Annotated in this window: 19 protein-coding genes; 10 read left to right on the top strand and 9 right to left on the bottom strand. The window is 67.1% G+C overall.

The window, feature by feature from the left end; translation table 11 throughout:
* Positions 1–95 precede the first annotated feature (95 nt).
* Entirely contained in the window at positions 96–1,469 is a 1,374-nt protein-coding gene (locus HUK72_RS12590; protein ID WP_176597068.1) for a glutamate--cysteine ligase, read from the bottom strand.
* A gap of 201 nt (positions 1,470–1,670) precedes the next feature.
* The gene (locus tag HUK72_RS12595; protein WP_176597069.1) at positions 1,671–2,417 is read right to left on the bottom strand and encodes a 16S rRNA (uracil(1498)-N(3))-methyltransferase; all 747 of its coding nucleotides are present in this window, start codon (positions 2,415–2,417) and stop codon (positions 1,671–1,673) included.
* Positions 2,418–2,515: 98 nt separating this feature from the next.
* Here HUK72_RS12595 and ubiA point away from each other — a divergent pair, with 98 nt between their 5' ends.
* Both ubiA and HUK72_RS12605 read left to right on the top strand, forming a co-directional pair.
* Positions 2,516–3,418: a 4-hydroxybenzoate octaprenyltransferase gene (ubiA, locus tag HUK72_RS12600; RefSeq protein WP_176597070.1), complete on the top strand. Its 903-nt coding sequence runs from the start codon at positions 2,516–2,518 to the stop codon at positions 3,416–3,418.
* The gene (locus HUK72_RS12605) at positions 3,415–4,869 is read left to right on the top strand and encodes a phospholipase D-like domain-containing protein (protein ID WP_176597071.1); all 1,455 of its coding nucleotides are present in this window, start codon (positions 3,415–3,417) and stop codon (positions 4,867–4,869) included. Before ubiA ends, HUK72_RS12605 begins: the two co-directional genes overlap by 4 nt.
* A gap of 50 nt (positions 4,870–4,919) precedes the next feature.
* Here the strand turns inward: HUK72_RS12605 and smc are convergent, their stop codons facing one another.
* The 4 genes from smc to HUK72_RS12625 form a co-directional block, all read right to left on the bottom strand.
* Entirely contained in the window at positions 4,920–8,363 is a 3,444-nt protein-coding gene (gene smc, locus HUK72_RS12610) for a chromosome segregation protein SMC (protein ID WP_176597072.1), read from the bottom strand.
* Positions 8,364–8,642: 279 nt separating this feature from the next.
* The gene (locus tag HUK72_RS12615) at positions 8,643–9,377 is read right to left on the bottom strand and encodes a thioredoxin domain-containing protein (RefSeq protein WP_176597073.1); all 735 of its coding nucleotides are present in this window, start codon (positions 9,375–9,377) and stop codon (positions 8,643–8,645) included.
* Positions 9,378–9,421: 44 nt separating this feature from the next.
* Complete coding sequence (locus HUK72_RS12620) at positions 9,422–10,093, bottom strand: thioredoxin domain-containing protein (RefSeq protein WP_176597074.1); 672 nt, start codon at positions 10,091–10,093, stop codon at positions 9,422–9,424.
* Between the two features lie 235 nt (positions 10,094–10,328).
* Entirely contained in the window at positions 10,329–10,871 is a 543-nt protein-coding gene (locus HUK72_RS12625; RefSeq protein ID WP_176597075.1) for a DUF721 domain-containing protein, read from the bottom strand.
* Between the two features lie 26 nt (positions 10,872–10,897).
* On the opposite strand from HUK72_RS12625, the gene HUK72_RS12630 reads away from it, so the two are divergent.
* The 4 genes from HUK72_RS12630 to HUK72_RS12645 are packed head-to-tail and all read left to right on the top strand — an operon-like array spanning position 10,898 to position 15,066.
* Entirely contained in the window at positions 10,898–11,968 is a 1,071-nt protein-coding gene (locus HUK72_RS12630) for an A/G-specific adenine glycosylase (RefSeq protein WP_176597076.1), read from the top strand.
* A complete protein-coding gene (gene nudC, locus HUK72_RS12635; protein ID WP_176597077.1) occupies positions 11,955–12,887 on the top strand; it encodes an NAD(+) diphosphatase in 933 nt (310 codons plus the stop codon). The genes HUK72_RS12630 and nudC overlap by 14 nt, the downstream gene beginning before the upstream one ends.
* Positions 12,888–12,935: 48 nt before the next feature.
* The gene (locus tag HUK72_RS12640; protein WP_176597078.1) at positions 12,936–14,282 is read left to right on the top strand and encodes a TldD/PmbA family protein; all 1,347 of its coding nucleotides are present in this window, start codon (positions 12,936–12,938) and stop codon (positions 14,280–14,282) included.
* Positions 14,269–15,066, top strand: coding sequence for an inositol monophosphatase family protein (locus HUK72_RS12645; protein WP_176597079.1), 798 nt, complete (start codon positions 14,269–14,271; stop codon positions 15,064–15,066). Before HUK72_RS12640 ends, HUK72_RS12645 begins: the two co-directional genes overlap by 14 nt.
* Before the next feature lie 195 nt (positions 15,067–15,261).
* On the opposite strand, the gene HUK72_RS12650 is transcribed toward HUK72_RS12645, so the two are convergent.
* The gene (locus HUK72_RS12650) at positions 15,262–15,975 is read right to left on the bottom strand and encodes a GDSL-type esterase/lipase family protein (RefSeq protein WP_176597080.1); all 714 of its coding nucleotides are present in this window, start codon (positions 15,973–15,975) and stop codon (positions 15,262–15,264) included.
* Positions 15,976–16,093: 118 nt separating this feature from the next.
* Here HUK72_RS12650 and HUK72_RS12655 point away from each other — a divergent pair, with 118 nt between their 5' ends.
* A complete protein-coding gene (locus tag HUK72_RS12655; RefSeq protein ID WP_176597843.1) occupies positions 16,094–17,050 on the top strand; it encodes an acyltransferase in 957 nt (318 codons plus the stop codon).
* Positions 17,051–17,054: 4 nt separating this feature from the next.
* Here the strand turns inward: HUK72_RS12655 and HUK72_RS12660 are convergent, their stop codons facing one another.
* Both HUK72_RS12660 and purD read right to left on the bottom strand, forming a co-directional pair.
* Positions 17,055–17,603: a hypothetical protein gene (locus HUK72_RS12660; protein WP_176597081.1), complete on the bottom strand. Its 549-nt coding sequence runs from the start codon at positions 17,601–17,603 to the stop codon at positions 17,055–17,057.
* A 64-nt stretch (positions 17,604–17,667) separates the two neighbouring features.
* Positions 17,668–18,951: a phosphoribosylamine--glycine ligase gene (gene purD, locus HUK72_RS12665; protein ID WP_176597082.1), complete on the bottom strand. Its 1,284-nt coding sequence runs from the start codon at positions 18,949–18,951 to the stop codon at positions 17,668–17,670.
* A 7-nt stretch (positions 18,952–18,958) separates the two neighbouring features.
* Here purD and xseA point away from each other — a divergent pair, with 7 nt between their 5' ends.
* From xseA to HUK72_RS12680, 3 genes are read left to right on the top strand one after another with little or no spacing between them, the layout of a single operon-like run.
* Entirely contained in the window at positions 18,959–20,455 is a 1,497-nt protein-coding gene (xseA, locus tag HUK72_RS12670; protein ID WP_176597083.1) for an exodeoxyribonuclease VII large subunit, read from the top strand.
* Between the two features lie 34 nt (positions 20,456–20,489).
* Positions 20,490–20,699 carry a DUF2093 domain-containing protein gene (locus tag HUK72_RS12675; protein ID WP_176597084.1) on the top strand — a complete coding sequence of 70 codons (210 nt, stop codon included), beginning with the start codon at positions 20,490–20,492 and terminating at the stop codon, positions 20,697–20,699.
* Between the two features lie 15 nt (positions 20,700–20,714).
* Positions 20,715–21,551: a M23 family metallopeptidase gene (locus tag HUK72_RS12680; RefSeq protein WP_176597085.1), complete on the top strand. Its 837-nt coding sequence runs from the start codon at positions 20,715–20,717 to the stop codon at positions 21,549–21,551.
* The last annotated feature ends 119 nt before the right edge of the window (positions 21,552–21,670 follow it).

The following is a 21,670-nucleotide window of genomic DNA, read 5'->3' on the forward strand; positions in this document are numbered from 1 at the left end:
TTCGTTTCCTGCATTCAAAAGCCCGTCATGCTGAACTTGTTTAGCATGACGGATAGGGGGGATGCTGTTGCCCTCCAGCATCCCACCGATCCTGCCTAGAAGCTTTCCTCGGCGTAGATTTGGCTGAGGTCGCCCTGCCACTCGCCATGATAGCGGGCGAGCAGCCGTTCGGCGTGGGTCTGGCCTGAGGCGATGATCTCGTCCAGCGGGGCGAGGAAACCGCTTTCATTGTCGCCCGACGCATTGAGCCGGGCGCGGGCGGAAAGGCCGCTACGGGCAATGGCGAGGACTTCGCCCGCTATGTCGCGCAGCTTGCGGTTGCCGCCGATGGGGGCATCCAACGCCAGTTTCGGCACGGAATCGCGCAAAATCTGGCGTTCCTCCATGCTCCAGTCCTTGACCAGATCCCATGCGGCGTCCAGCGCGCCCTCGTCATACAGCAGGCCGACCCACAGCGCCGGGAGCGCGCAGATGCGGTTCCAGGGGCCGCCGTCCGCGCCGCGCATTTCGAGGAAGCTCTTCATCCGCACTTCGGGGAAGGCGGTGGAGAGATGATCCTCCCAATCCTTCTCCGTTGGCTTCTCGCCTGGCAGGGCGGGCAGTTCGCCGTTCAGGAAATCGCGGAAGCTCTGGCCCGCCGCGTCGATATAGCGACCGTCGCGATAGACGAAATACATCGGCACATCGAGCGCATAGTCGGCATAGCGTTCATAGCCGAAGCCGTCCTCGAACACGAAGGGCAGCATGCCGGTGCGGCCGGGGTCGGTGTCCGACCAGATATGGCTGCGATAGGAGAGGAAGCCGTTGGGCTTGCCCTCGGTAAAGGGCGAGTTGGCGAACAAGGCGGTCGCCAGCGGTTGCAGGGCGAGCGAGACGCGGAACTTCTTCACCATGTCCGCCTCGCTGCCATAGTCGAGGTTGGTCTGGATGGTGCAGGTGCGCAGCATCATGTCGAGGCCCATCGTGCCGACGCGCGGCATGTGGCGCAGCATGATGTCGTAGCGGCCCTTGGGCATGATGGGCAGCTCTTCGCGCGTCTTGTCCGGCCACATGCCCAGGCCCAGGAAACCCAGGCCCAGCATGTCGCCCACATATTTCACCTGTTCCAGATGGCGGCTGGTTTCCGCGCAGGTCTGGTGCAGATTTTCCAGCGGCGCGCCCGACAGTTCCAACTGCCCCGCCGGTTCCAGGCTGATGGTGCCGTCGGTGCCGGACAGGGCGATGATATTCTCGCCCTCGAACACCGGATTCCAGCCATAGCGGGTAAGGCCGATCAGCAGCGTGTGGATGCCGCCGCGCTCGTCATAGCTTGGGGCGTGATGATCCTTGCGGCTGTAGACGAATTTCTCATGCTCGGTGCCGATGCGCCAGCGGTCCTTGGGCTTGGCGCCCTTGGCGAAGGCCGCGATCAACTGGTCGCGGCTCTCGATGATGGGATCGTCGCCCCCTGAGTCTGTTCTGGTGCTCATGCCCCGCCTTAATCTATCCCCCGGTTGCGGCAAAGGCGCAACGTTCGGCGCTCAAATAAGCTGCGTTGATGAAGGCTTCAATCCGGTTGCGTAAGAAAACGATATTTGGGGGTTGGCACAGCGTGCTCCTGCGCAGGCAGGAGCCCAGTCCCGCCGTCTGAACTAGGCTCCTGCCTGCGCAGGAGCACGCTGCGCCTAAATTCAGCGCCAATCCCCATTGATCGTCATCCAGGCGGTGGTCGCGGCGATGGCGGCGGTTTCGGCGCGCAGGATGCGGGGGCCGAGCGAGACCGCCACGGATTTGGGGTGGTCGCGGATTGATTCCCGTTCGGCGGGGTCGAAGCCGCCCTCGGGGCCGATCAGGAAAGCGGCTGGGCCGGGATGGGCCTTGAGCGTATCCGCCAGCGGTTCGCCGCCGGTTTCGTCCGCGAAGAAGAGCCAGCGATTGTCGGGCCAGTCCTTGAGCAGCGCGTCCAGCTTCATCATGGCGCCAAGCTCGGGAAGGGCGGTGCGGCCGCATTGTTCGGCCGCCTCGACCAGATGGGCGTGCAGGCGGTCGAGGTTGAGCTTGTCCACCACGGCGCGGCGGGTGAGCACGGGTTGCAGCCGCGCCACCCCCAATTCACAGGCCTTTTCCGCGATCAGGTCGATGCGGCCCTTCTTGATCGGGGCGCAGCAGAGCCAGAAATCGGGGACATGCTCGGGCGGCTTGGTTTGGCTGAGGACTTCCAGCACCAGGTCGCGCTTGCGGATGTCGCGGGCCCTGGCCGCCCATTCGCCCGAGCGGCCGTCGAAGAGCAGCACGATGTCGTCCGGCTTCACCCGCATGACGCTGATCAGATAATGGGCCGGATTGCCGTCTATGGGCACGGCGACGCCTTCGCCCAGTTGGGTCTCGACATAAAGGCGCGGGGCGCTTTGCGGCGGCCAGGCGGGGGTTGCGGTCATTCGGTTTGAACTCCGTTCGGGCTGAGCTTGTCGAAGCCCTTTTCTTCTCTAAAGAACAAGTGGAGCCCTTCGACAAGCTCAGGGCGAACGGAGTAATTGTGGCAAGTAGCATCGTTCCCGATAGCGAAGCGCGTGGGCTGGTGGCGCGGTTGCCGGATGTTCCGCGTGCCTTGGCCTTGCTGGCGCGGTTCGACCGGCCGATCGGCTGGTGGCTGCTGTTCTGGCCGGGCGCCTGGGCAGTGGTGCTGGCGGGCGGGGCGCGGGCGCATTGGCCGCTGATCCTGTGGCTGCTGCTGGGCAGCATCGCGATGCGCGGTGCTGGCTGCGTGTTCAACGACATCGTCGACTGCGATCTCGACCGGCAGGTGGCGCGGACGGCTTCGCGGCCCTTGGCGAGCGGGGCGGTTTCGGTGAAGACCGCCTGGGTCTGGCTGGTGGCGCTTTGCCTGATGGGGCTGGTGGTGCTGTTGCAGCTTCATCTTCATGCGCAGGTCGTGGCGCTGGGGTCGCTGGCGCTGGTGGCGGCCTATCCCTTCATGAAGCGGATCACCGGCTGGCCGCAGATCTGGTTGGGGCTGGTCTTTTCCTGGGCGGCTCTGGTGGGGTGGAGCGAGGTGGCGGGGGCGCTGACCTTGCCGGGGATATTGCTCTATGCGGGCTGCATCTTCTGGGTGGTGGGCTATGACACCATCTATGCGTTGCAGGACCGGGAGGATGATGCGTTGATCGGCATCGGGTCGAGCGCGCTCTCCATGGGGCGGCATGTGCGGGGCGGGGTGACGCTCTGCTATGCGCTGGCGCTGGCGCTTTGGGCGGGCGCGATCTGGCAGGTCCGGCCGCAGGGGCTGGCGTTGGCGGCGTTGCTGCCGATGGCGGCGCATCTGGGCTGGCAGGTGGCGACGTTGAAGGAGGACGGCATCGATCCCTTGGCGAAATTCCGCTCCAACCGCTTTGCCGGGCTGCTGATGTTCCTGGGCTGCCTGGTGGTGGGCAGCGCATGAGCGGGCCGCGCGAGGGGGAGGATTGCTGGCGCATCGGCCGGGCGTCGAAGGCCAGCGTGATCGTCGATGCGGACGCCTATTTTCGCCATGCCCGCGCCGCGATGATGAAGGCGAAGCGGCGGATCATGCTGATCGGCTGGGATTTCGACGCCGCGATCACGCTGATCCGGGAGGATGAGGCGGGCGATGGCGCGCCGACGGTAATCGGGGATTTCATAAGCTGGCTGGTGGAGCGGACGCCGGAGCTGGAAATCTTCCTGCTGCGCTGGGACGTGGGAGCGATGAAGTCGATGGTGCGGCCCTCGAACCTGTTCACCACGGTCCGCTGGATGGCCAATTCGCGCATCACGGTGAAGCTGGACAGCCATCATCCGACCGCCGCCTCGCATCATCAGAAGATCGTGGTGATCGACGATTGCTTCGCCTTTTGCGGCGGGATCGACATGACGGCGGACCGGTGGGACACGCGGCATCATCGCGATGACGATCCGGGGCGGCGGCATCCGGACGGGTCGGCCTATGGGCCATGGCATGACGCGACGACGGCCTTGCAGGGGCGGGTGGCGGCGGCCCTGGGCGAACATGCGCGGAACCGGTGGCAGGGGGCGGGCGGCGAGGCGCTGGCGCCGGTGGAGGGCGTGGAGGATTGCTGGCCCGACGCCCTGCCGGTGCAGTTCGAGGATGTCGATGTCGCCATCTCCCGCTCTGCGCCGGAGATGGAGGATCAGGAGCCGCTGATCGAGATCGAGCGGCTCTATGTGAACCAGATCGCCTCGGCGCGGCGCACTATTTACGCCGAGAGCCAATATTTCGCGTCCCGCCGCATTGCCGAAGCGATTGCGGCGCGGCTGGGCGAGGAAGACGGGCCGGAGATCGTCATCGTCAACCCGGAGCAGGCCGATGGCTGGCTGGAGCAGCAGGCGATGGACACCGCCCGCGCCCGGCTGTTCGAGGCATTGAAGGCGCGGGACGCCCATGGGCGGCTGCGGCTTTATCACCCCTTCACCGCGCGGGGGGAGCCGATCTATGTCCATGCCAAGATATTGATCGTCGACGGTCGGGTGTTGCGCGTCGGGTCGTCCAACATGAACAACCGCTCGATGCGGCTGGACACGGAATGCGACGTGACGATCGATGCGGCGCTGCCGGCCAATGCGGGGCGGGAGGAGGCGATCCGGGAGATTCGCGACGATCTGATCGCGGAGCATCTGGACCTGCCGGTCGAGCGGGTGGCGGCGGTGATTGCGGAGCGCGGGCTGATCGCGGCGATCGAGCAGTTGCGGGAGAAGGCGGGGCGGACTCTGCGGCCTTATGTCACGCCGGATCTGAACGAGGTGCAGGCCTGGTTGGCGGACAATGAGGTGCTTGATCCGGAAGGGCCGGGCGAGATGCTGGAGCCCATGGCGGAGCGGGGCTTGTTCCGGCGGATGCGGGGGTGGATGGAGGGGTGAGGCTCGTCATTCCCGCCTTCGCGGGAATGACGGTTACGAAATAGGGCTGGCTATTCTGCTGCCAGCAAAGCCTCCGCGCCCCCGAGATTGACGGAGACGAGGCGGCTCACCCCCCGTTCCACCATCGTCACGCCGAACAGGCGGTGCATGCGCGCCATCGTCACTGCATTGTGGCTGACGATCAGGTAGCGCGTGTCGGTCTGCCCCACCATGGCGTCGAGCAGGTCGCAGAAGCGCTCCACATTGGCGTCGTCCAGCGGGGCGTCGACTTCGTCCAGCACGCAGATCGGGGCGGGGTTCGTCAGGAACAGGCCGAAGATCAGGGCGACGGCGGTCAGCGCCTGTTCGCCGCCTGACAGAAGCGTCAGGGCGGCGAGCTTTTTGCCCGGCGGCTGGGCCATGATCTCCAGCCCCGCTTCCAGCGGATCGTCACTCTCGATCAGTTCCAGATGCGCCTGGCCGCCGTTGAAGAGGGTGGTGAAGAGGCGGCGGAAATGGCCGTCCACCGCTTCGAACGCGGCGAGCAGGCGCTGGCGGCCCTCGCGGTTGAGGCTGCCGATCGAGCCGCGCAGGCGGTTGATGGCTTGGGTCAGTTCCTCGCTTTCGGCGCGGCTGGTGGCCTGGGTGGTTTCCAGCTCCTCCAGTTCCTGCGCAGCGACAAGGTTGACCGGGCCGATGCGCTCGCGTTCGGTGGAGAGGCGGTCATGTTCCGCCTGTTCGGTCTGGGCGATGCGGATGTCGGCGCTGGCGAAGCCCAGTTTTTCGGGCAGGACCGGCGGCGGGCATTCGAAGCGTTCGCCCGAGAGGCGGTTGGTTTCGACGCGCTTTTCATCGGCCGCTTCAGCGCGGGCGGCGGCGGTGGCGCGGGCTTCGCGGCACCCTGCGAGCGTTTCGCCCGCCTGGGAAGCACGCTGTTCGGCGGCGCGCAGGGCGGCTTCGGCTTGGGTTTCCTCGCGGCGGGCAGTGTCGGCGGCCTGGGTCAACGCGTCGCCCTGCTCGGCAAGGCTTGCGATGGTGGCCGCAAGGCTGTCCGGCTGGTCCGCGATTTCGGCGCGCTCCTGGGCGATGGCGTCGTTGCGGTCGACCATGGCGGCGATGCGCTTGGCCGCTTCGCCCGCGCGAGCGCGCCAGCCCTTGGCCTCCGCATCGGCGGCGGCCATGCGTTCGCGGTCGCTGGCCAGCGCCCGGTCGGCCAGCGCCTGATCGGCCTGCAACTGGCTAACGGCGAGGCGGGCCTTTTCGCTGGTTTGCTGGAGCGTGGCGACGAGGGTGTGGGTTTCCTCGCCGTCCGGCATGGCGGCGCGGTTGCTTTGCGCCTTGTCATATTCGGCCTGCGCAGCGTTGAGATCGGCGCGGGCTTCGGTGAGGCGTTCCTCTATGGCTTCGCGGCGGCCAGTCAGGCGTTCGAGCGCTGTGGCGGCCTCGTCGGCAGAGCGCAGGGCAGTGCGCAGGCGCTGGTCGGCGCTGGAGAGCTGCGTGCGACCGGTGGCGAGGGTCTGGGCGGCCTCGCGTTCCTGGGCGGCGGCGGAGTCCTGCGCGGCGCGGGCGGTTTCGACTTCGGCCTCGGCGGCGGGGCGGGCGGCGGCGATGGCTTCGAGGCGGTTGAGGCGGATCAGCCGCTCGGCGGCGGCCGCGCCCCCTTCCAGAGCGACATAGCCGTCCCAGCGGCGAAGCTGGCCGTCCTTGGTGACGAGGCGCTGGCCGACCGCGAGGGGCTGGCCTTCGTCTTTGTCCGCGACCGCGACCTGAGCCAAGCGACGGGCGAGTTCGGGCGGGGCGGTGACATGGGCGGAGAGGGCGGTGCAGCCTTCGGGCAGCCTGGGGTCGCTGTCGAGCGCGGCGGCGCCTGCCCAGCGGCGCTTGCCCTCCGCTGCGATGGGCGCTTCCAGATCGTCGCCCAGCGCGGCGGCGAGGGCGCGTTCATAGCCGGGGGCGGCCTTCAACTGATCGAGGGCGCGGCTGCGGTTGTTGGCGCCGCTTTCGACGGCCCGTTTGAGGGCGGCAGCTTCGCTGTCCAGCGCGGCGAGTCCGGCACGGGCGGAGGCAAGCGCGGCTTCGGCGGTGGCGCGGGCTTCGGCGGCTTCGGCGCGGCTGGTTTCGGCGGTACGGATCGCGGCTTCGGCGGAGTCGCGGTCGACGCTGGCCTGCTGCTGGGTGGTCAGGGCTTCGGCGCGCTTGGCCTCCAGCGGCGCGGCGTCGGGCAGGGCGGCGGCTTCGGATTGGAGCCGTTGGGCTTCGCGACTGGCGCGCTCGAGGCGGCTGCGCGCCGCCGCGAGCGCGGCTTCGGCCACCCGCAATTCGGCCTGCTCGCCAGCCTGCTTCGCCATGGCCTTGGCGAGATCAAGTTCGGCGTCCCGCGCTGCATCCTCGGCGCGGGCGATTCGGCCGGCGAAATCGGGGCGCATCGCTTCGGTCTCGGTAATGCGCGCCTTTAGCGTGGCGATTTCGTCGGTAAGGCGGGCGATCGCCTCCGCCGCGTCATTGGCGAGCGTGCCTTCGCGTTCGCGGTCTTCCTCCAGCCGGGCGGCCTGCTGGGCGAGGTCGTGGAGGCGGCGGACCACGCCGTCGCGCTCGGTGCGGAGAGCCGTGAGCTTGTGGCCCGCCTCGCTGGCGGCGTCGCGGGCGGTCTGGGCGGCGGCGCGTTTCTGGGCAAGCGCCTCGACGGCGGCGTTGGCGTGGACGGCGGCGGCCTGCTGCGCTTCCTGTGCGGCGCTGACGGCGGTTTCGGCCTGCTTCGCTTCGGCGCGGGCAGCGTCGGCACTGGCGGCGGCCTCGCGCCAGCGGGCGAAGATGGTGCGGGCTTCGGCAATGCGGATCTGCTCCGACAGGCGGATATAGCGCTCCGCCGCCTTGGCCTGACGGCGCAGGCTGTTGGCGCGGGCGTCCATGTCGGAGAGGATTTCGTCCAGCCGCATCAGATTCGCTTCGGCGGCGCGCAGCTTTTGCTCGGCATCCTTGCGGCGGACGTGCAGGCCGGAAATGCCCGCCGCTTCCTCCAGCATGGCGCGGCGTTCCTGCGGGCGTGCGGCGATGACGGCGGCGATGCGGCCCTGACTGACCAGCGCAGGACTGTGCGGGCCGGTGGCGGCGTCCGCGAAGATCAGCGCCACATCCTTGGCACGGACGTCGCGGCCATTGGCGCGATAGGCGCTGCCCGCCCCGCGCTCGATCCGGCGGGTGACTTCCAGCTCGCCGTCGGCGGCGACCTCGACCGCGTTGAACAGCTCGCCCTGTTCCTGCACGGTCATCAGCGAGACTTCGGCAAAATCGCGCTGCGGGCGGGTGGAGGTGCCCGCGAAGATCACATCCTCCATGCCGCCGCCGCGCATCGACTTGGCGCTGGATTCGCCCATGACCCAGCGGATCGCTTCAAGCAGATTCGACTTGCCGCAGCCGTTCGGCCCGACAATGCCGGTCAGGCCGGGTTCGATGCGCAACTCCGTCGGATCGACGAAGCTCTTGAAGCCGGAAAGTTTGAGGCGCTTTATCTGCATGCGTGCCGGTAGGGGCAGCCGGAAGCCGCCCTGCGGCTGGCCCCTTGCGGGGCCAGCATATTTTTGTTGCCCGTGATTTCCGAGCCGCCGGATGTTGCCATCCGGCTTGAAATCACTTTAGCGGAAACCCGCATCGATGATGTCAGCCCCCTTTTACCCAATCCCAAATCCCTGACCTAGAGCGTTTTCCAAGCAGATAGAATCATCTGCTGACTCGGAAAACGCGGCAAAACAAAGGTCTAGAGCAGCCGATCCGATGCAATCGGGTCGGATTCTGCTCTAGAGTCCCGTTTCCTTGAGCTTGGTGCGCAGCGCCGGCCAGGCGGCGGTGTTTTCCACCATCACGCCGTTCAGGATGAAGGTCGGCGTGCCTTCGATCTTATATTGCTGATTGGCGTCTTCCACGCCCTTGGCCAGCTTTTCGGCGGCGGCGGTGTCGGCCAGGCATTGCTTGGCCTGATCCTCCGCTATGCCGCGCTGCTTGGCGAAGTCGACCAGGCCGACGGCGGCGGCAAGCTGGCCGAAGCGCTGGGCCGGGGGCGCGCTCATCAGCGCCTTGTATTTTTCGTCGCCCAGCGCCTGCGCCTTTTCGAACATCGCGTTCTGGTTGGCGAAAAACTGTTCGGACAGGGGATAGAAGATGTCCTTGCCGCCGCAACGGGCCAGCAGCGCCGTCGAAATGTCGATCGGGTCGCGCACATAATTGCGGAATTCGAAGCTCATCTTGCCGCTGTCGACAATCTGCTTGATCTCCTCCGCCGATTCAGCGGCGAAATCGCGGCAGTGCGAGCAGGTGTAGGAGCCATATTCGATCAGCTTCACCTTCGCATTGGGGTTGCCCATGACGAACTGGCCGTCGGGCGTCGCGGCGATGGTCTCCGACCATTTGGTGCCCGCCGGCGCGGCGACGGCGGCGACCGGTTCGGCTGAAGTTGCGCCGCCTTCATCCTTCTTGCCGCAGGCGGCGATGGTCAAGCTGAGAGCGATGAGGGCAAGTCCGGTAAGGGCTTTCACGGTATTTTGGCTCCGTTTGTCGGGCGTTATCGTGCACGTTTAGATCAGGGCAGTGCCGCCTGCAACCGCGTCCAGTCGGACCCGTGGACCAGCGTGCCGTTCAGCGTGAAGGCGGGGGTGCCGGAAATCTGCACCTTGTTCCAGGCTTCGTCGGTCATGGCGAGGATGCGCTGCATCGATGCGGGGTCGTTGATGCAGGCGTCGAGCTGGGCAGGCTTGAAGCCGCGCTTGGCCATCAGGGCGTAAAGGCCGGTCTTTTGCCCGATGTCGCGCAGGGCGGCCTTTTGATCGGCGGGCTTGGCGGCGTCCTTTTCATAGGCCTGGAGCTTTTCCATCCAGGCGTCCTGATTGGCGAAAAGAGCCTCATGATTGCCGAAGAAGCGCCGGGGGCCGCCGCAGCGGGCGAGCAGGGCGGCGGTCAGGTCATATTTGTCGCGCACGGCGTTGCGGACTTCGACGCTCAGCTTGCCGGGCTTCACATAATTGGCGCGCAGGGGCTCGCTGGCCTCGCCCACGAAATGGGCGCAGTGGGAGCAGGTGTAGCTGACATATTCGACCAGCTTGTCCGGCGCGGCGGGATTGCCCAGCACATGGCCGCCGATGGGGGACAGCACGACCTGGCTCACCCAGTTGACAGCGGGGGCGGCCCATGCGGACAGAGATGCGCCCGCGGGGATGGCGAGCAGGGCGAGGAGAGCCAGGCGGAGTTTGGTCATGCGGTGGTCCAGTGATGCGCCGCCCCTGTCACGGCCTTTGAATGTTTCAGGCTGTGTGGGGGATTTGGCCTGAAATGGTCAAGAGCGGACATTTCCTTACCGTCACCCCGGGCTTGACCCAGGGGCCCGCTGCCTTGGGCTGGGCGGGGCTTCAAAGAAAAGCGGAACCCCGGGTCAAGCCCGGGGTGACGAAGGTGGGGATGGCTGGAATTCAACCATTTTTTCCTAAGCTATGCTAACTGATCTTGGGCAAACCACCGCTATTGGCAAGCCCCTGCGCCAGCGATTCCAGCACCGCCCGCAATTCCGGATCGCCAATGTCGCGCAGGGAATCGCCCAGCTCGACCGGAATCGGCTTCAGGTTGCGCGGCGGGGGCCGGCGTTCCGGTTCCCTGGGCTGGATCATGCCCTGCTTCATCGCGACCTTGGCGACGGCGGCATAGCCGAAGAAGCGGTTCACCCGGTCGATGATGTCGGGCAACACATGCTGGATCATCGGCGCATGGCCGCTCATGACGGTGAGCTGCAATGTGCCGCCCGCCTTCTTGCCTGCCGGAAAGCGGATCGATTCGGGTTCGCTGATGGCGGCATAATGGGCGCCGACAATCTCCGCCCAGCGGGTGACGATGCTGGACTGGACGAAGCCGAATTTGCGGAAGGCGGCGGCGCCGATGGCGGGCATCAGGTCCGCGATCCGGCGCGGCGCGCCGACGCGTGGGCGTTCCTGGTCCCGCTCCTTGCGGCTTTTCATTTTAGGGGGCGCGGGGCGTTCCGTCATGGCTCTCTTAATGGCATAGGGGCGGCATGCGCGTCGAGGGTAACATCCAGAAAATAGCATCCGATTTGCTCGCTCATTATGATGTGCATGCGCGCAAACTGCCCTGGCGCGCCCCGCCGGGGGCCAATGCCGCCGATCCCTATCGCGTCTGGCTGTCGGAGGTGATGCTCCAGCAAACCACGGTGGCGGCGGTCGGGCCCTATTTTGCGAAGTTCACGGCGCGCTGGCCCGATGTGGCGGCTTTGGCGGCGGAACAGGATGCCGAGGTCATGGCCGCCTGGGCGGGGCTGGGCTATTATGCCCGCGCCCGCAATCTGCTGGCCTGCGCCCGGGCGGTGGCGGGCGAGCATGGCGGTGTGTTTCCCGATACCGAAGAGGGCCTGCGCGCTCTGCCGGGGGTCGGCGCCTATACGGCGGCGGCGGTGGCGGCGATCGCCTTCGGGCGGCGCGCCGTGGTGGTCGACGCCAATGTCGAGCGGGTGGTGGCGCGGCTCTTCGCCATCGCCACGCCCTTGCCTGCGGCGCGCCCGGAGATTCGCGCCGCGACCGACGCGATCACCCCCGATGCCCGCGCCGGGGATTTCGCGCAGGCGATGATGGACCTGGGCGCGACCATCTGTACGGCGCGCAACCCCGCCTGCGGCATTTGCCCCTTGCGGGAGGATTGCGCGGCTTTCCGCACCGCCGATCCCGCCGCTTTCCCGGTCAAGGCGGCGAAGAAGGCCAAGCCGCACCGTTTGGGCCATGGCTGGTGGATCGAGCGGCCCGACGGGCAGGTCTGGCTGGTGCGGCGGCCAGACAAGGGAATGCTGGGGGGCATGCGGGCGCTGCCTTCCTCCGAGTGGAACGATGCGCCCGACGCGACGCCGCCGCTTGCCGCGTCGTGGCGGCGGGTGGCCGAGCCGGTCGCGCATGTTTTTAGCCATTTCTCCCTCGCATTGACGGTGCACCATGCCCATGTCGGGCCGGACGTGACGCCGCCCGGCGAGGGTGAGTGGTGGCCGATGGCGGACATCGGGAAGGCGGGCCTGCCGACCCTGTTCGCCCGCGCCGCCGAGGCAGCGATGAAGGAGAGGATGGACGATGCACGGCTCTAGCACCCCGGATTCGCGGCTTGTGGCCTTTGGCGGGGGACGGCTGGACCGGGTCGACCATGTCCGCACCAATCCCGCTTTGCTGGCGGACGCCTTCGCCTCGCCGCTGGCCCGCCGGGTGGTGCTGGAGGGGCTGGAGCCAGTGGTCGAGGGCGGTCATCTGGTGATGGAACCGCTGCCGGGCGATGCCTGGATCGAGCATCATGCGCTGCTGGGCGTGGATGAGCAGCAGCGGCCGATCTTCGTGGAGTTGCTGGCGGATACGCCGGACAGTTTCCTGGCCTCGGCCCGCGCCCGGGCGCTGGCGGACGAGGTGCCGGGGCATGAGGTTGCGCTGTACGGCGCGGCGCGCAGCCTGCTGGCCTGGCATGCGCGGCATCGCTTCTGTTCGGTGTGCGGGCAGCGCACGGCGCCGGTCAAGGCGGGCTGGTCGCGGCAATGCGGGTCGTGCCGGGCCGAGCATTTTCCCCGCGTCGATCCGGTGGTGATCATGCTGGCCGAACATCGCGGGCGGGTGTTGCTGGGGCGGCAGCATAGCTGGCCTGCGGGGCGCTATTCTGCGCTGGCGGGCTTCGTCGAGCCGGGCGAAACGCTGGAGGAAGCCGTCATCCGCGAGATCAAGGAGGAAGCGGGCGTCGCCACCCATGCGGTGCGCTATGTGACCAGCCAGCCCTGGCCCTTCCCCTCCTCGCTGATGATCGCCTGCACGGCGCAGGCGGATGACGACGCGCTGAAGATCGATGAAAATGAGATCGAACATGCCTTCTGGTGCGATGAGGCGGGCGTTCGCGCCGCGATGGCTGGCGAAGAGGACGCGCCCTTCATCGCGCCGCCGCCGATGGCGGTCGCCTGGCATCTGTTGCGGCACTGGTTGGATGAGCGACCGGAAGGGCAGGTTGCCGACCATGGCCCAAGCGCGTAAGGCCGCCCCTTCGCCCTGCATATCCCCTTTCAGGAATCGACACAGTCCATGCTCAGCCTAGAAGAAGCCCAGTCCCGCGCGCAGGATCTGGTGACGGCGGCGCGCCGGGCTGGGGCGGATGCGGCCGACGCCATCTATGCCTGCAACGCCTCGACCAACATATCCGTGCGGCTGGGCGCGCTGGAGGATGTGGAGCGGTCGGAGGGCGAGGAAATCGGCCTGCGCGTGTTCATCGGCAGCCGGTCCGCCAGCATTTCGGCGTCGGACATGAATCCGGCGACATTGGCGACTTTGGTCGACCGTTGCATCGCCATGGCGGGGCAGGCGCCGGAGGACCCCTATGCGGGCCTTGCGCCCGAAGACCGGCTGCTCAAGAAGAAGCTGCCCGCGCTGGACCTGACCGATCCGTTCGAGCCGGAACCGGCGCAGCTCAGGGAGCGCGCCATGATAGCCGAGGAGGCGGCGCGGGCCGTGCCGGGCGTCACCAACAGCGAAGGCGGCGGCGCGGCGACCGGGCGGAGCCAGATGGCGCTGGCGACCAGCCATGGCTTTGCCGGGGCCTATGCGGGGACGAGCCATTCGACTTGGGCGAGCGTGCTGGCCGGGACCGGCGCCGACATGCAGCGCGACCATGCCAGCCACAGCGTCCGCCATATCGCGGATCTGGACGATGCAGAAACGGTCGGCACCCGCGCCGGGCATCGGGCGGTGGCGCGGCTCAATCCGGTGAAGGTGGGCAGCGGCGTGATGCCGGTGATCTTCGACCCGCGCATTGGCTCCAGCCTGGTCGGGCATCTGATCGGCGGCATGGTGGGGCCGGCGATCGCACGGCGGTCGAGTTTCCTGCTGGAATCGCTGGGTGAGGCGCTGTTCGATTCGGCCATCACGATTGTCGACGATCCGCTGCGGCTGCGCGGCCTGCGTTCGCGGCCCTTCGACGGCGAGGGGCTTCCGGTCGAACGCCGCGCATTGATCGACAAGGGTGTGCTGACCGGCTGGCTGATGGACAGCGCTTCGGCGCGGCAATTGGGGTTGGAGCCGACCGGCCATGCCAGCCGGGGCGGCAGCGGCGCGCCGGGCGCGGGCGTCACCAATGTGCATATGGAGCCGGGCACGGTCTCGCCGGGCGAATTGATGGCGGACGTGAAGCGCGGCCTTTACGTCACCGAACTGATCGGCATGGGCGTCAACGGCGTGACCGGGGATTACAGCCGGGGCGCCGCAGGCTTCCTGATCGAAAATGGCGCCGTGGGTCAGGCGGTGTCGGAAATCACCATCGCCAGCAATTTGAAGGACATGTTCCGGGCGCTGGTGCCGGCCAACGACCTGGCCTTCCGCTATGGCATGAACGTGCCGACCATCCGCGTCGACGGGATGACCGTTGCCGGCGGCTGACATCTCTTTGCGCGACGTGGTGGCGGTCGTGTCGGACGCGGCCGACCGGGCCCTGACGCTCTGGGCGGGCGGGGAGACGCGCGTGCGCCAGTGGGAGAAAGTGCCCGGCCATCCGGTGTGCGAAGCCGATCTGGAACTGGACGCGATGCTGCGCGAGCGGCTCTACGCCATCGATCCGTCGGCTGGCTGGCTGTCGGAGGAGACGGCGGACACCGTGCACCGGCTGAACCTGCCCCGCGTCTGGGTGGTCGATCCGATCGACGGGACGCGGGATTATCTGCGCGGGCGGCCCGGCTGGGCGGTGTCGGTGGCGCTGGTGGAGCATGGCGCGGTGCGCTTCGGCATATTGGCGGCGCCTGCGCGAAACGAACTGTGGATAGCGCAGGCAGGCGCAGGGGCGACCCGCAACGGGCGTATTTTGCAGGCGGGATCGCGGGCCATCCTGCCGGGTTCGCGGGTGCCGGCGGATCAGTTGCCCCGCCATGACCGCGATCTCGTCACCGTCGACAAGCCCAACAGCATCGCGCTGCGCATGGCGATGGTGGCGGCGGACGAGGCCGATCTGGTCGCCACGGTGCGCTGGGGCAATGAATGGGACGTTGCCGCCGCCGCGCTGATCGCGGAGGAGGCGGGGGCGATCGTCACCGATGCGCTCAGCAATCCCTTTTCCTTCAACCGGCCGCAGCCGACCGCCTTCGGATTGCTCTGCGCTGCGCCGGGGATTCATGCCGCGGCGGCGGAGCGTCTGGGGCCGCGGGCGCGGGAGATATTGGGGCGGGGGTAAGGGCGTCGGTCTGTCGGTCGGTGGGGCTGATTTGCCAATAGTTGCCTCTAAGCGCTCCGTGCTCCTGCGAAGGCAGGAGCCCAGCCCTGCCCTTTGTATATCATCGCACCGTCTGAACTGGGCTCCTGCCTTCGCAGGAGCACGGTGTATTTTAAGGAAAGCGACGCAAAGCAGACCGTCCGCCTCCCACCCCCATCAAGGCGCGCAGCGGCCTACCGTCTTGGGCGGCAGGACTTGCTTCAGCCGCTGGCGCACCACCTCCGCCCAGATGCGATACCCTGCCGGGTTCATATGCACGCCGTCGGGCTGGTAATTGTCGCCCAGCTTCCCGTCCTTCAGCAGCGGCGTCGTGATGTCGACATAATAGGTCAGCGGAACCTGTGGGATAAGCCTTTGCGCCGCCCCATTGAACAGCATCTGGTTGGAGAAGCTCGACCGGCGCGTCGGGCTGGGCTTCATCGACAGCACCAGGACCGGCACGTCGGCCATCATCCGGTTGCGCAGGTCCAGGAAATAGGCAAGGTCGCGGATGACGGTCCGGACCGCAATGCCGTTGGCGATGTCGTTTTCGCCGGCATAGAGAATGATCGCCACCGGCTTGTGATCGTCCCCCGCATTGGCGAAGCGCGGCAGGATTTGCGCGAAGGTTGCATTGTCGATGCCCCTGTTATGGGCCAGCCAAGGCCTCATGTCCTGGCTGAGACTGGTCCAGCGGTGCATGGACGAACTCCCCACGAACCACAGCGAGCAGGCGCTTTGCCGGGGGTCGTCGTTCGGCAGCGTCGCGCGCGCATCGCGATACCGGCCGACCGCCAGCCAGCCGCCGACGATCACGCAAAAGACCAGGACCGCCAGCGCGAACTTGGCGAAAGGGGAGGCGTCGAGGCGTTGCAGCAGCGGCGTCTTCATCGAAAGATATAGATAAAGATTTTTTCTCCGCTGCAAAGCCGTATTCGTTTCTTTCCGTTAACGATGTCGCAACCCTATGGCGCTAGCGTTCCGATTGGGACGCTGGGGCAAGATTTTCGTGGCGAAGAATCCGTCGATCGACCTGCTGAAAGGCATGCTGATCCTGCTCGTCATGGGCGGGCACGTGATGGAGCTGACCGGCGGTCACGATCTGGCGCTATGGGTCGGATCGGGATTTCGCATGCCCTTGATGGTCGGCATTTCCGGCTATCTGCTCAATGTCACCCGCACCCGCGCCGATTCCACCCAGGCGCTGATGTCCCGCTATGGCCGGCGGATGCTGCTGCCCTGGGCTTTTGCCGGTCTGGTCTATATGCTCGCCAGCGGGGAGGCGCTGCACTGGACCCTGCCGTTCGACCTGCTGTTCCGGCCGCCCTTCCACCTCTGGTATGTGCCGACGCTGTTCTTCCTGATCATGCTGACGCGGCTGCTGCCCTTCTCGCCGCTGGTGCTGCTGGCCATCGGCACGCCGGTCAGCCTGGCGGTCATGTACGGCTTCGGCCTTGCGCACGGCCCGGTGGGGCACAGCCTGCTGTCGCTGGACAGCCGCTATCTGCGCTATCCTGTCTATTTCTTCTTCGGCATGCTGATGGCGGAACGGCGCATTGCCCGGCGCTACCTGCCCATCGCCGGGGCGGTCGCGTTGCTGGGCCTGATCTGGTGGGCGGGGCTGTACGATGCCGACGATGAGCTGGCTTTCGTGCCGGCGCGGCTGCTGATGTGCCTGGGCCTGATTGCGCTGTTGCCGATGCTGTCGGCGCTGTGGCTGGACTTCGCGCCGGTCAACGCGATCGGGCGGGACAGCCTGTTCTTCTACCTCTGGCATCCGCTGGTGATGGGCGTGGTCATCATGACCGGCGTGGGCGCTGCGGCGACGCTGGCCCTGTCGATCCTGTTGCTGGCGTTCGGCAACCGGCTGGCGGCGCGGGGCGCGCTGCTGCCGCTGCTGTTCGGCAGCGTGCCGCAAGGGCGCGGGGCGGCTCCCGCGCTGGCGAAGGCGCCCCTACCGGCCTGACCGTTCAGATCTTGCCATATTTGGCTTCGAACCCGGCAAGGTCACCCGCGGCGAGATATTTCGCCTGGTCGATCCACTGGTCGCGTACCGGACGGCCCTTGAAATTGCCCAGCTTCGCGTCGATCGCGGCGATGTCGCTGTCGTTCCAGCCGGCGATCTGCGCATAGCGAGTGACGCCCAATTCGATCAGCAGCGTGTTGAGCTTGGGGCCGACGCCCTTGAGCTTCAGCAGATCGTCCTTGTCGGCGGAGGGCGTGGTGACGGCGGGCGAGACCGGGATCGGTTCCGGCGCGGGCGCGACGGGTTCAGCCGGTGCCGGGGCAGCGGCGACAGGTTCGGGCGCGACGGGCTCGATTGGCGTGGAGACGGGCGGCGCGGCAACAGGCGTGGCGGCGGCAAGCGGGGCGGCAGTGGGCGGGGCAGGCTTCTTCACTTCCGCCGGGACGGATGGCTCACTCGGCCGGTTGCGTCCGGACAGCAGGAAAACGATGCCGATGATGACCAGCAGCGCGATCAGCAGCCATAGGCCATAGTCCATGAAAAATTCTTGCATCGCTCGTCCCTCCCTGTCCGAATTTGGCCTATTTAAGGATGGTTGAGGGCGCGCTGCAAGGGGATCAGCGCGCGGCTTCCTCCCTCGCGACCTCTCTCCACCCAATATCGCGGCGGCAGAAGCCGGTCGGGAAGCCGATGGCGTCGACCGCCTTGTAGGCCGCTTCCTGCGCCGCCTTCACCGTGTCGCCGGTCGCGGTGACGTTCAGCACGCGGCCGCCATGGGCGACGATCGCGCCGTCCCTGTCCGCCGTGCCCGCATGGAAAACCCGCGCCCCGGTGGCTTCCGCCGCGTCGATGCCGGTGATCGCGCCGCCCTTTTCCGGGGTGCCGGGATAGCCGTTCGCTGCCATGACGATGGTGAGCGCGGTGCGGTCCGCCAGTTGCACGGGCCCTTGATCGGCCAGCCTGCCCTCCGCCACCGCGAGCAGCAGCGTCACCAGATCGCCGTCGAAGCGCATCATCAGCACCTGGCATTCGGGATCACCGAAGCGGGCATTATATTCGATCAGCTTCGGCCCTTCGTCGGTCAGCATCAACCCGGCATAAAGAACGCCGCTATAGGGCGTGCCTTCGGCAGCGAGCGTTTCCACCGTGGGGCGGATGATCTTCTCGATCACTTCCGCTTCCAATTCCGGGGTCAGCACGCGGGCCGGACTATAGGCGCCCATGCCGCCGGTATTGGGGCCGGTGTCGCCATCGCCCACGCGCTTGTGGTCCTGCGCCGATCCGAAGGGCAGGATCGCGCTGCCGTCGGTGAGGGCGAAGAAGCTGGCTTCCTCGCCGGTCATGAACTCCTCCAGCACCACTTCCTCGCCCGCCGCGCCGAACGCGCCGGAGAACATGGAGTCGAGCGCCTCCAGCGCCTCTTCCCGCGTTTCCGCGATGATCACGCCCTTGCCCGCCGCCAGACCGTCCGCCTTGATCACCACCGGCAGCGCGAAATCGTCGAGCGCGGCGATGGCGCCATCCTTGCTGTGGACGCGCTCATAGGCGGCGGTGGGGATGTTGGCGCGCTTGCACAGATCCTTGGTGAAGCCCTTGGACCCCTCAAGCTGCGCGGCCTTCTTGCCGGGGCCGAAGACCGGATAGCCCTTCACCCGCAGATTGTCGGCCAGCCCGTCGACCAGCGGCGCTTCCGGGCCGATCACCACCAGGCCGATGCTGTGGCGCAGGCAGAAATCCACGACGGCGCGATGATCCGTGGCATCAAGGTCGACCAATGTCGCATGCTGGGCTATGCCGGGATTGCCCGGCGCGGCATAAAGGGTGCTGAGAGCAGGCGATTGCGCCAGCTTCCAGGCCAGAGCATGTTCGCGGCCGCCGCCGCCCAACAGAAGGATGTTCATTTCGCCCATGTCCCCGGAATATGAAGCTGGTTTAGATGTCTCGGGGCGCCTGTTAGCCGAGGAACGCGCAGGGGACAACGCGCCGCCGCTGTCGGTGAGCGAATTGTCGGCCCTGTTGAAGCGCACGGTCGAGGACCGTTTCGGCCATGTCCGCCTGCGCGGCGAGATTTCCGGGTTCAAGCGGGCGGGGTCTGGGCACATCTATCTGTGCCTGAAGGACGACAATGCAGTGATCGACGGCGTGATGTGGAAGGGTGGGGCGGCGCGCCTGCCCTTTGCGCCGCAGGACGGGGTGGAGGTGATCGCCACCGGCAAGCTCACCACCTATCCGGGGCGGTCGAAATATCAGATCGTGATCGAGCGGATGGAGCTGGCGGGTGAAGGCGCGCTGATGGCGCTGCTGGAGAAATTGAAGCAGAAGCTGGCGGCGGAGGGGCTGTTCGACCGGGAGCGCAAGCGGCGTTTGCCCTTCATGCCACGGGTGATCGGCGTCGTGACCTCGCCCACGGGGGCGGTGATCCGGGACATATTGCATCGGTTGGAGGATCGCTGCCCGACGCAGGTGCTGCTCTGGCCCGTGCTGGTGCAGGGGCAGGGCGCCGCCGAGCAGGTGGCGCGGGCGGTGCGCGGGTTCAGCGAGATGCAGCCGGGCGGTCCGCTGCCCCGCCCCGATCTGGTGATCGTGGCGCGTGGCGGCGGCTCGATCGAGGATTTGTGGAGCTTCAACGAGGAGATCGTCGTCCGGGCGGTGGCGGAATGTTCGATCCCGATCATCTCCGCCGTGGGGCATGAGACCGATACGACGCTCTGCGACTATGCCGCCGACATGCGTGCGCCGACGCCCACGGCGGCGGCGGAAATGGCGGTGCCGGTGCGGGCGGAGCTGCTGGCGACGCTGACCGAACAGGGCTTGCGCATGGACCGGGCCGTGCGGCGGGGTGCGGCGCAGGCGCGGGAACGGCTGGAGATGCAGGCGCGGCTGATGCCGACGCCGGACATGCTGCTCGCGCCCCAGCGCCAGCGGCTGGACCAATTGTCAGATGGCCTTGTCAGCGGTCTGCGTCACCGCGTTGCCGATGCCCGCGCCCATCTGGGGCAGGCGAGCGGCGCCCTGCGCCCCGCGCTGCTCCGCCAATATGTCAGCCGCGCCGCCGAGCGCGTCGGCCGGTTGCGGCTGCGCCCGGATTATCTGGAGCGCGTTTACAAGGACCGGGCGACCGCTTTCGATCGCGTCTCGCGTCTCTTCACGTCGGTCAATCCCGACCTGCCGCTGCAACGCGGCTTTGCGCGGGTGATGGCGGGCGACCGGCTGGTAAAATCCGTGGCGGAGGCGCGGGCGGCGGGCGCGGTCAGCCTGCATTTCCGCGACGGCGCGGTGGGCGCGAGCATCGATGGCGGCGCGCCTCTTGAGAAGCCGTCCGCCGAGGCTATATCGACTCCATCCCGCGCCCCGCGCAAAGCGCGCGAGGGCCAGGAGACGGGCCAGCAGGACCTGTTTTCCTGATGACGCCGTCGCGCAAGAAAGGCCGAGTGATCCCATGCTGATGTCCAACCGCGACCGCCCGGCCCGGCTGCATTATATGGCCTACAGCTTCCGTGTGCTGCAGGCGGGCGACCATGTGATCTGCGCCGTCAGCGGACGGAAGATTCCGCTGGATGACCTGCGCTACTGGAGCATCGCCCGGCAGGAACCCTATGCCAGCGCCGAAATGTCCGCCCAGGCCGAATTGAAGGCGCGTGGGCTGTAAAATGTCGGATTATAGATGAAGAGCTGGATCGCCGCCGTGGCGTTGGCGATGGCCGGCGTGGCGGCCGCGTCTTTCGCCGCGCCCCCGGCCACGGAACTGGTGCTGGTTGGCGCGCCCGTCCAGGGCGGCACGTTGCAGGGCACGGCGCCCAGGGGGACGGTCGAATTGCGCGTCGACGGGCAATTGGTGCCGGTCGATGCCGATGGCCGCTTCCTGATCGCCTTTGACCGGGATGCCGCGTCGCAGGCCCACCTTGCCGGACGTCTTGCCAACGGCACGCTTTTCGACCGTGCCCTTGCCGTGGCGCCTCGCGACTGGCGGATCGAGCAGGTGAACGCGCCGCTGCGGCCGACGAAAAGCACGGAAGCCTTCCTTGCCCTGCGCAAGCCGGAACTGGAGCAGATCGCCGCCGCCCGCGACACGGTGACGGACGCGCAGGGCTGGCGTCAGCGGTTCATCTGGCCGCGCATCGGCCGCATCTCCGGCCTGTTCGGGGCGCAGCGGATTTATCAGGGGCAGCCGGGCGCCTATCATGGCGGCGTCGACGTTGCGGGGGCGCCGGGCGATCCTGTCGTTGCGCCGGCCGACGGCGTGGTGATCCTGGCCGCCGATCACCCCTTCACCCTGGAGGGCAATCTGCTGATGATCGACCATGGCCATGGTCTCAACAGCGCCTTTCTGCACCTGTCGCGGATCGACGTGATTCCCGGTCAGCATGTGATTCAGGGACAGCAGATCGGCGCGATCGGCGCCACCGGGCGCGCCACCGGACCGCATCTTCATTGGGGCATGAAGTGGAACGATGCGCGGATCGACCCGCTTTTGCTGACCGGACCGATGCCGCAACGTTGAAGTAATATTTCACGGAACTATAATTTTCTTCGTTCGTTACGACGCACCGAATGCGAAAGTTTTTCCCGGAAACACGGGTCTATAACAAAGTTGTTATACGGGCGTTCAACGACCATTTT

The sequence above is a fragment of the Sphingobium sp. 15-1 genome (assembly GCF_013375535.1).
In the GTDB taxonomy this organism is placed as follows: Bacteria; Pseudomonadota; Alphaproteobacteria; order Sphingomonadales; family Sphingomonadaceae; genus Sphingobium; species Sphingobium aromaticivastans.

Bases quoted from the DNA above. Each gene is read 5' to 3' on its own strand.
- HUK72_RS12590 (WP_176597068.1), bottom strand. From the start codon at position 1,469: ATGAGCACCAGAACAGACTCAGGGGGCGACGATCCCATCATCGAGAGC.
- HUK72_RS12595 (WP_176597069.1), bottom strand. From the start codon at position 2,417: ATGACCGCAACCCCCGCCTGGCCGCCGCAAAGCGCCCCGCGCCTTTAT.
- HUK72_RS12605 (WP_176597071.1), top strand. From the start codon at position 3,415: ATGAGCGGGCCGCGCGAGGGGGAGGATTGCTGGCGCATCGGCCGGGCG.
- smc (WP_176597072.1), bottom strand. From the start codon at position 8,363: ATGCAGATAAAGCGCCTCAAACTTTCCGGCTTCAAGAGCTTCGTCGAT.
- HUK72_RS12620 (WP_176597074.1), bottom strand. From the start codon at position 10,093: ATGACCAAACTCCGCCTGGCTCTCCTCGCCCTGCTCGCCATCCCCGCG.
- HUK72_RS12625 (WP_176597075.1), bottom strand. From the start codon at position 10,871: ATGACGGAACGCCCCGCGCCCCCTAAAATGAAAAGCCGCAAGGAGCGG.
- HUK72_RS12630 (WP_176597076.1), top strand. From the start codon at position 10,898: ATGCGCGTCGAGGGTAACATCCAGAAAATAGCATCCGATTTGCTCGCT.
- nudC (WP_176597077.1), top strand. From the start codon at position 11,955: ATGCACGGCTCTAGCACCCCGGATTCGCGGCTTGTGGCCTTTGGCGGG.
- HUK72_RS12640 (WP_176597078.1), top strand. From the start codon at position 12,936: ATGCTCAGCCTAGAAGAAGCCCAGTCCCGCGCGCAGGATCTGGTGACG.
- HUK72_RS12650 (WP_176597080.1), bottom strand. From the start codon at position 15,975: ATGAAGACGCCGCTGCTGCAACGCCTCGACGCCTCCCCTTTCGCCAAG.
- HUK72_RS12660 (WP_176597081.1), bottom strand. From the start codon at position 17,603: ATGCAAGAATTTTTCATGGACTATGGCCTATGGCTGCTGATCGCGCTG.
- purD (WP_176597082.1), bottom strand. From the start codon at position 18,951: ATGAACATCCTTCTGTTGGGCGGCGGCGGCCGCGAACATGCTCTGGCC.
- xseA (WP_176597083.1), top strand. From the start codon at position 18,959: ATGTCCCCGGAATATGAAGCTGGTTTAGATGTCTCGGGGCGCCTGTTA.
- HUK72_RS12675 (WP_176597084.1), top strand. From the start codon at position 20,490: ATGCTGATGTCCAACCGCGACCGCCCGGCCCGGCTGCATTATATGGCC.
- HUK72_RS12680 (WP_176597085.1), top strand. From the start codon at position 20,715: ATGAAGAGCTGGATCGCCGCCGTGGCGTTGGCGATGGCCGGCGTGGCG.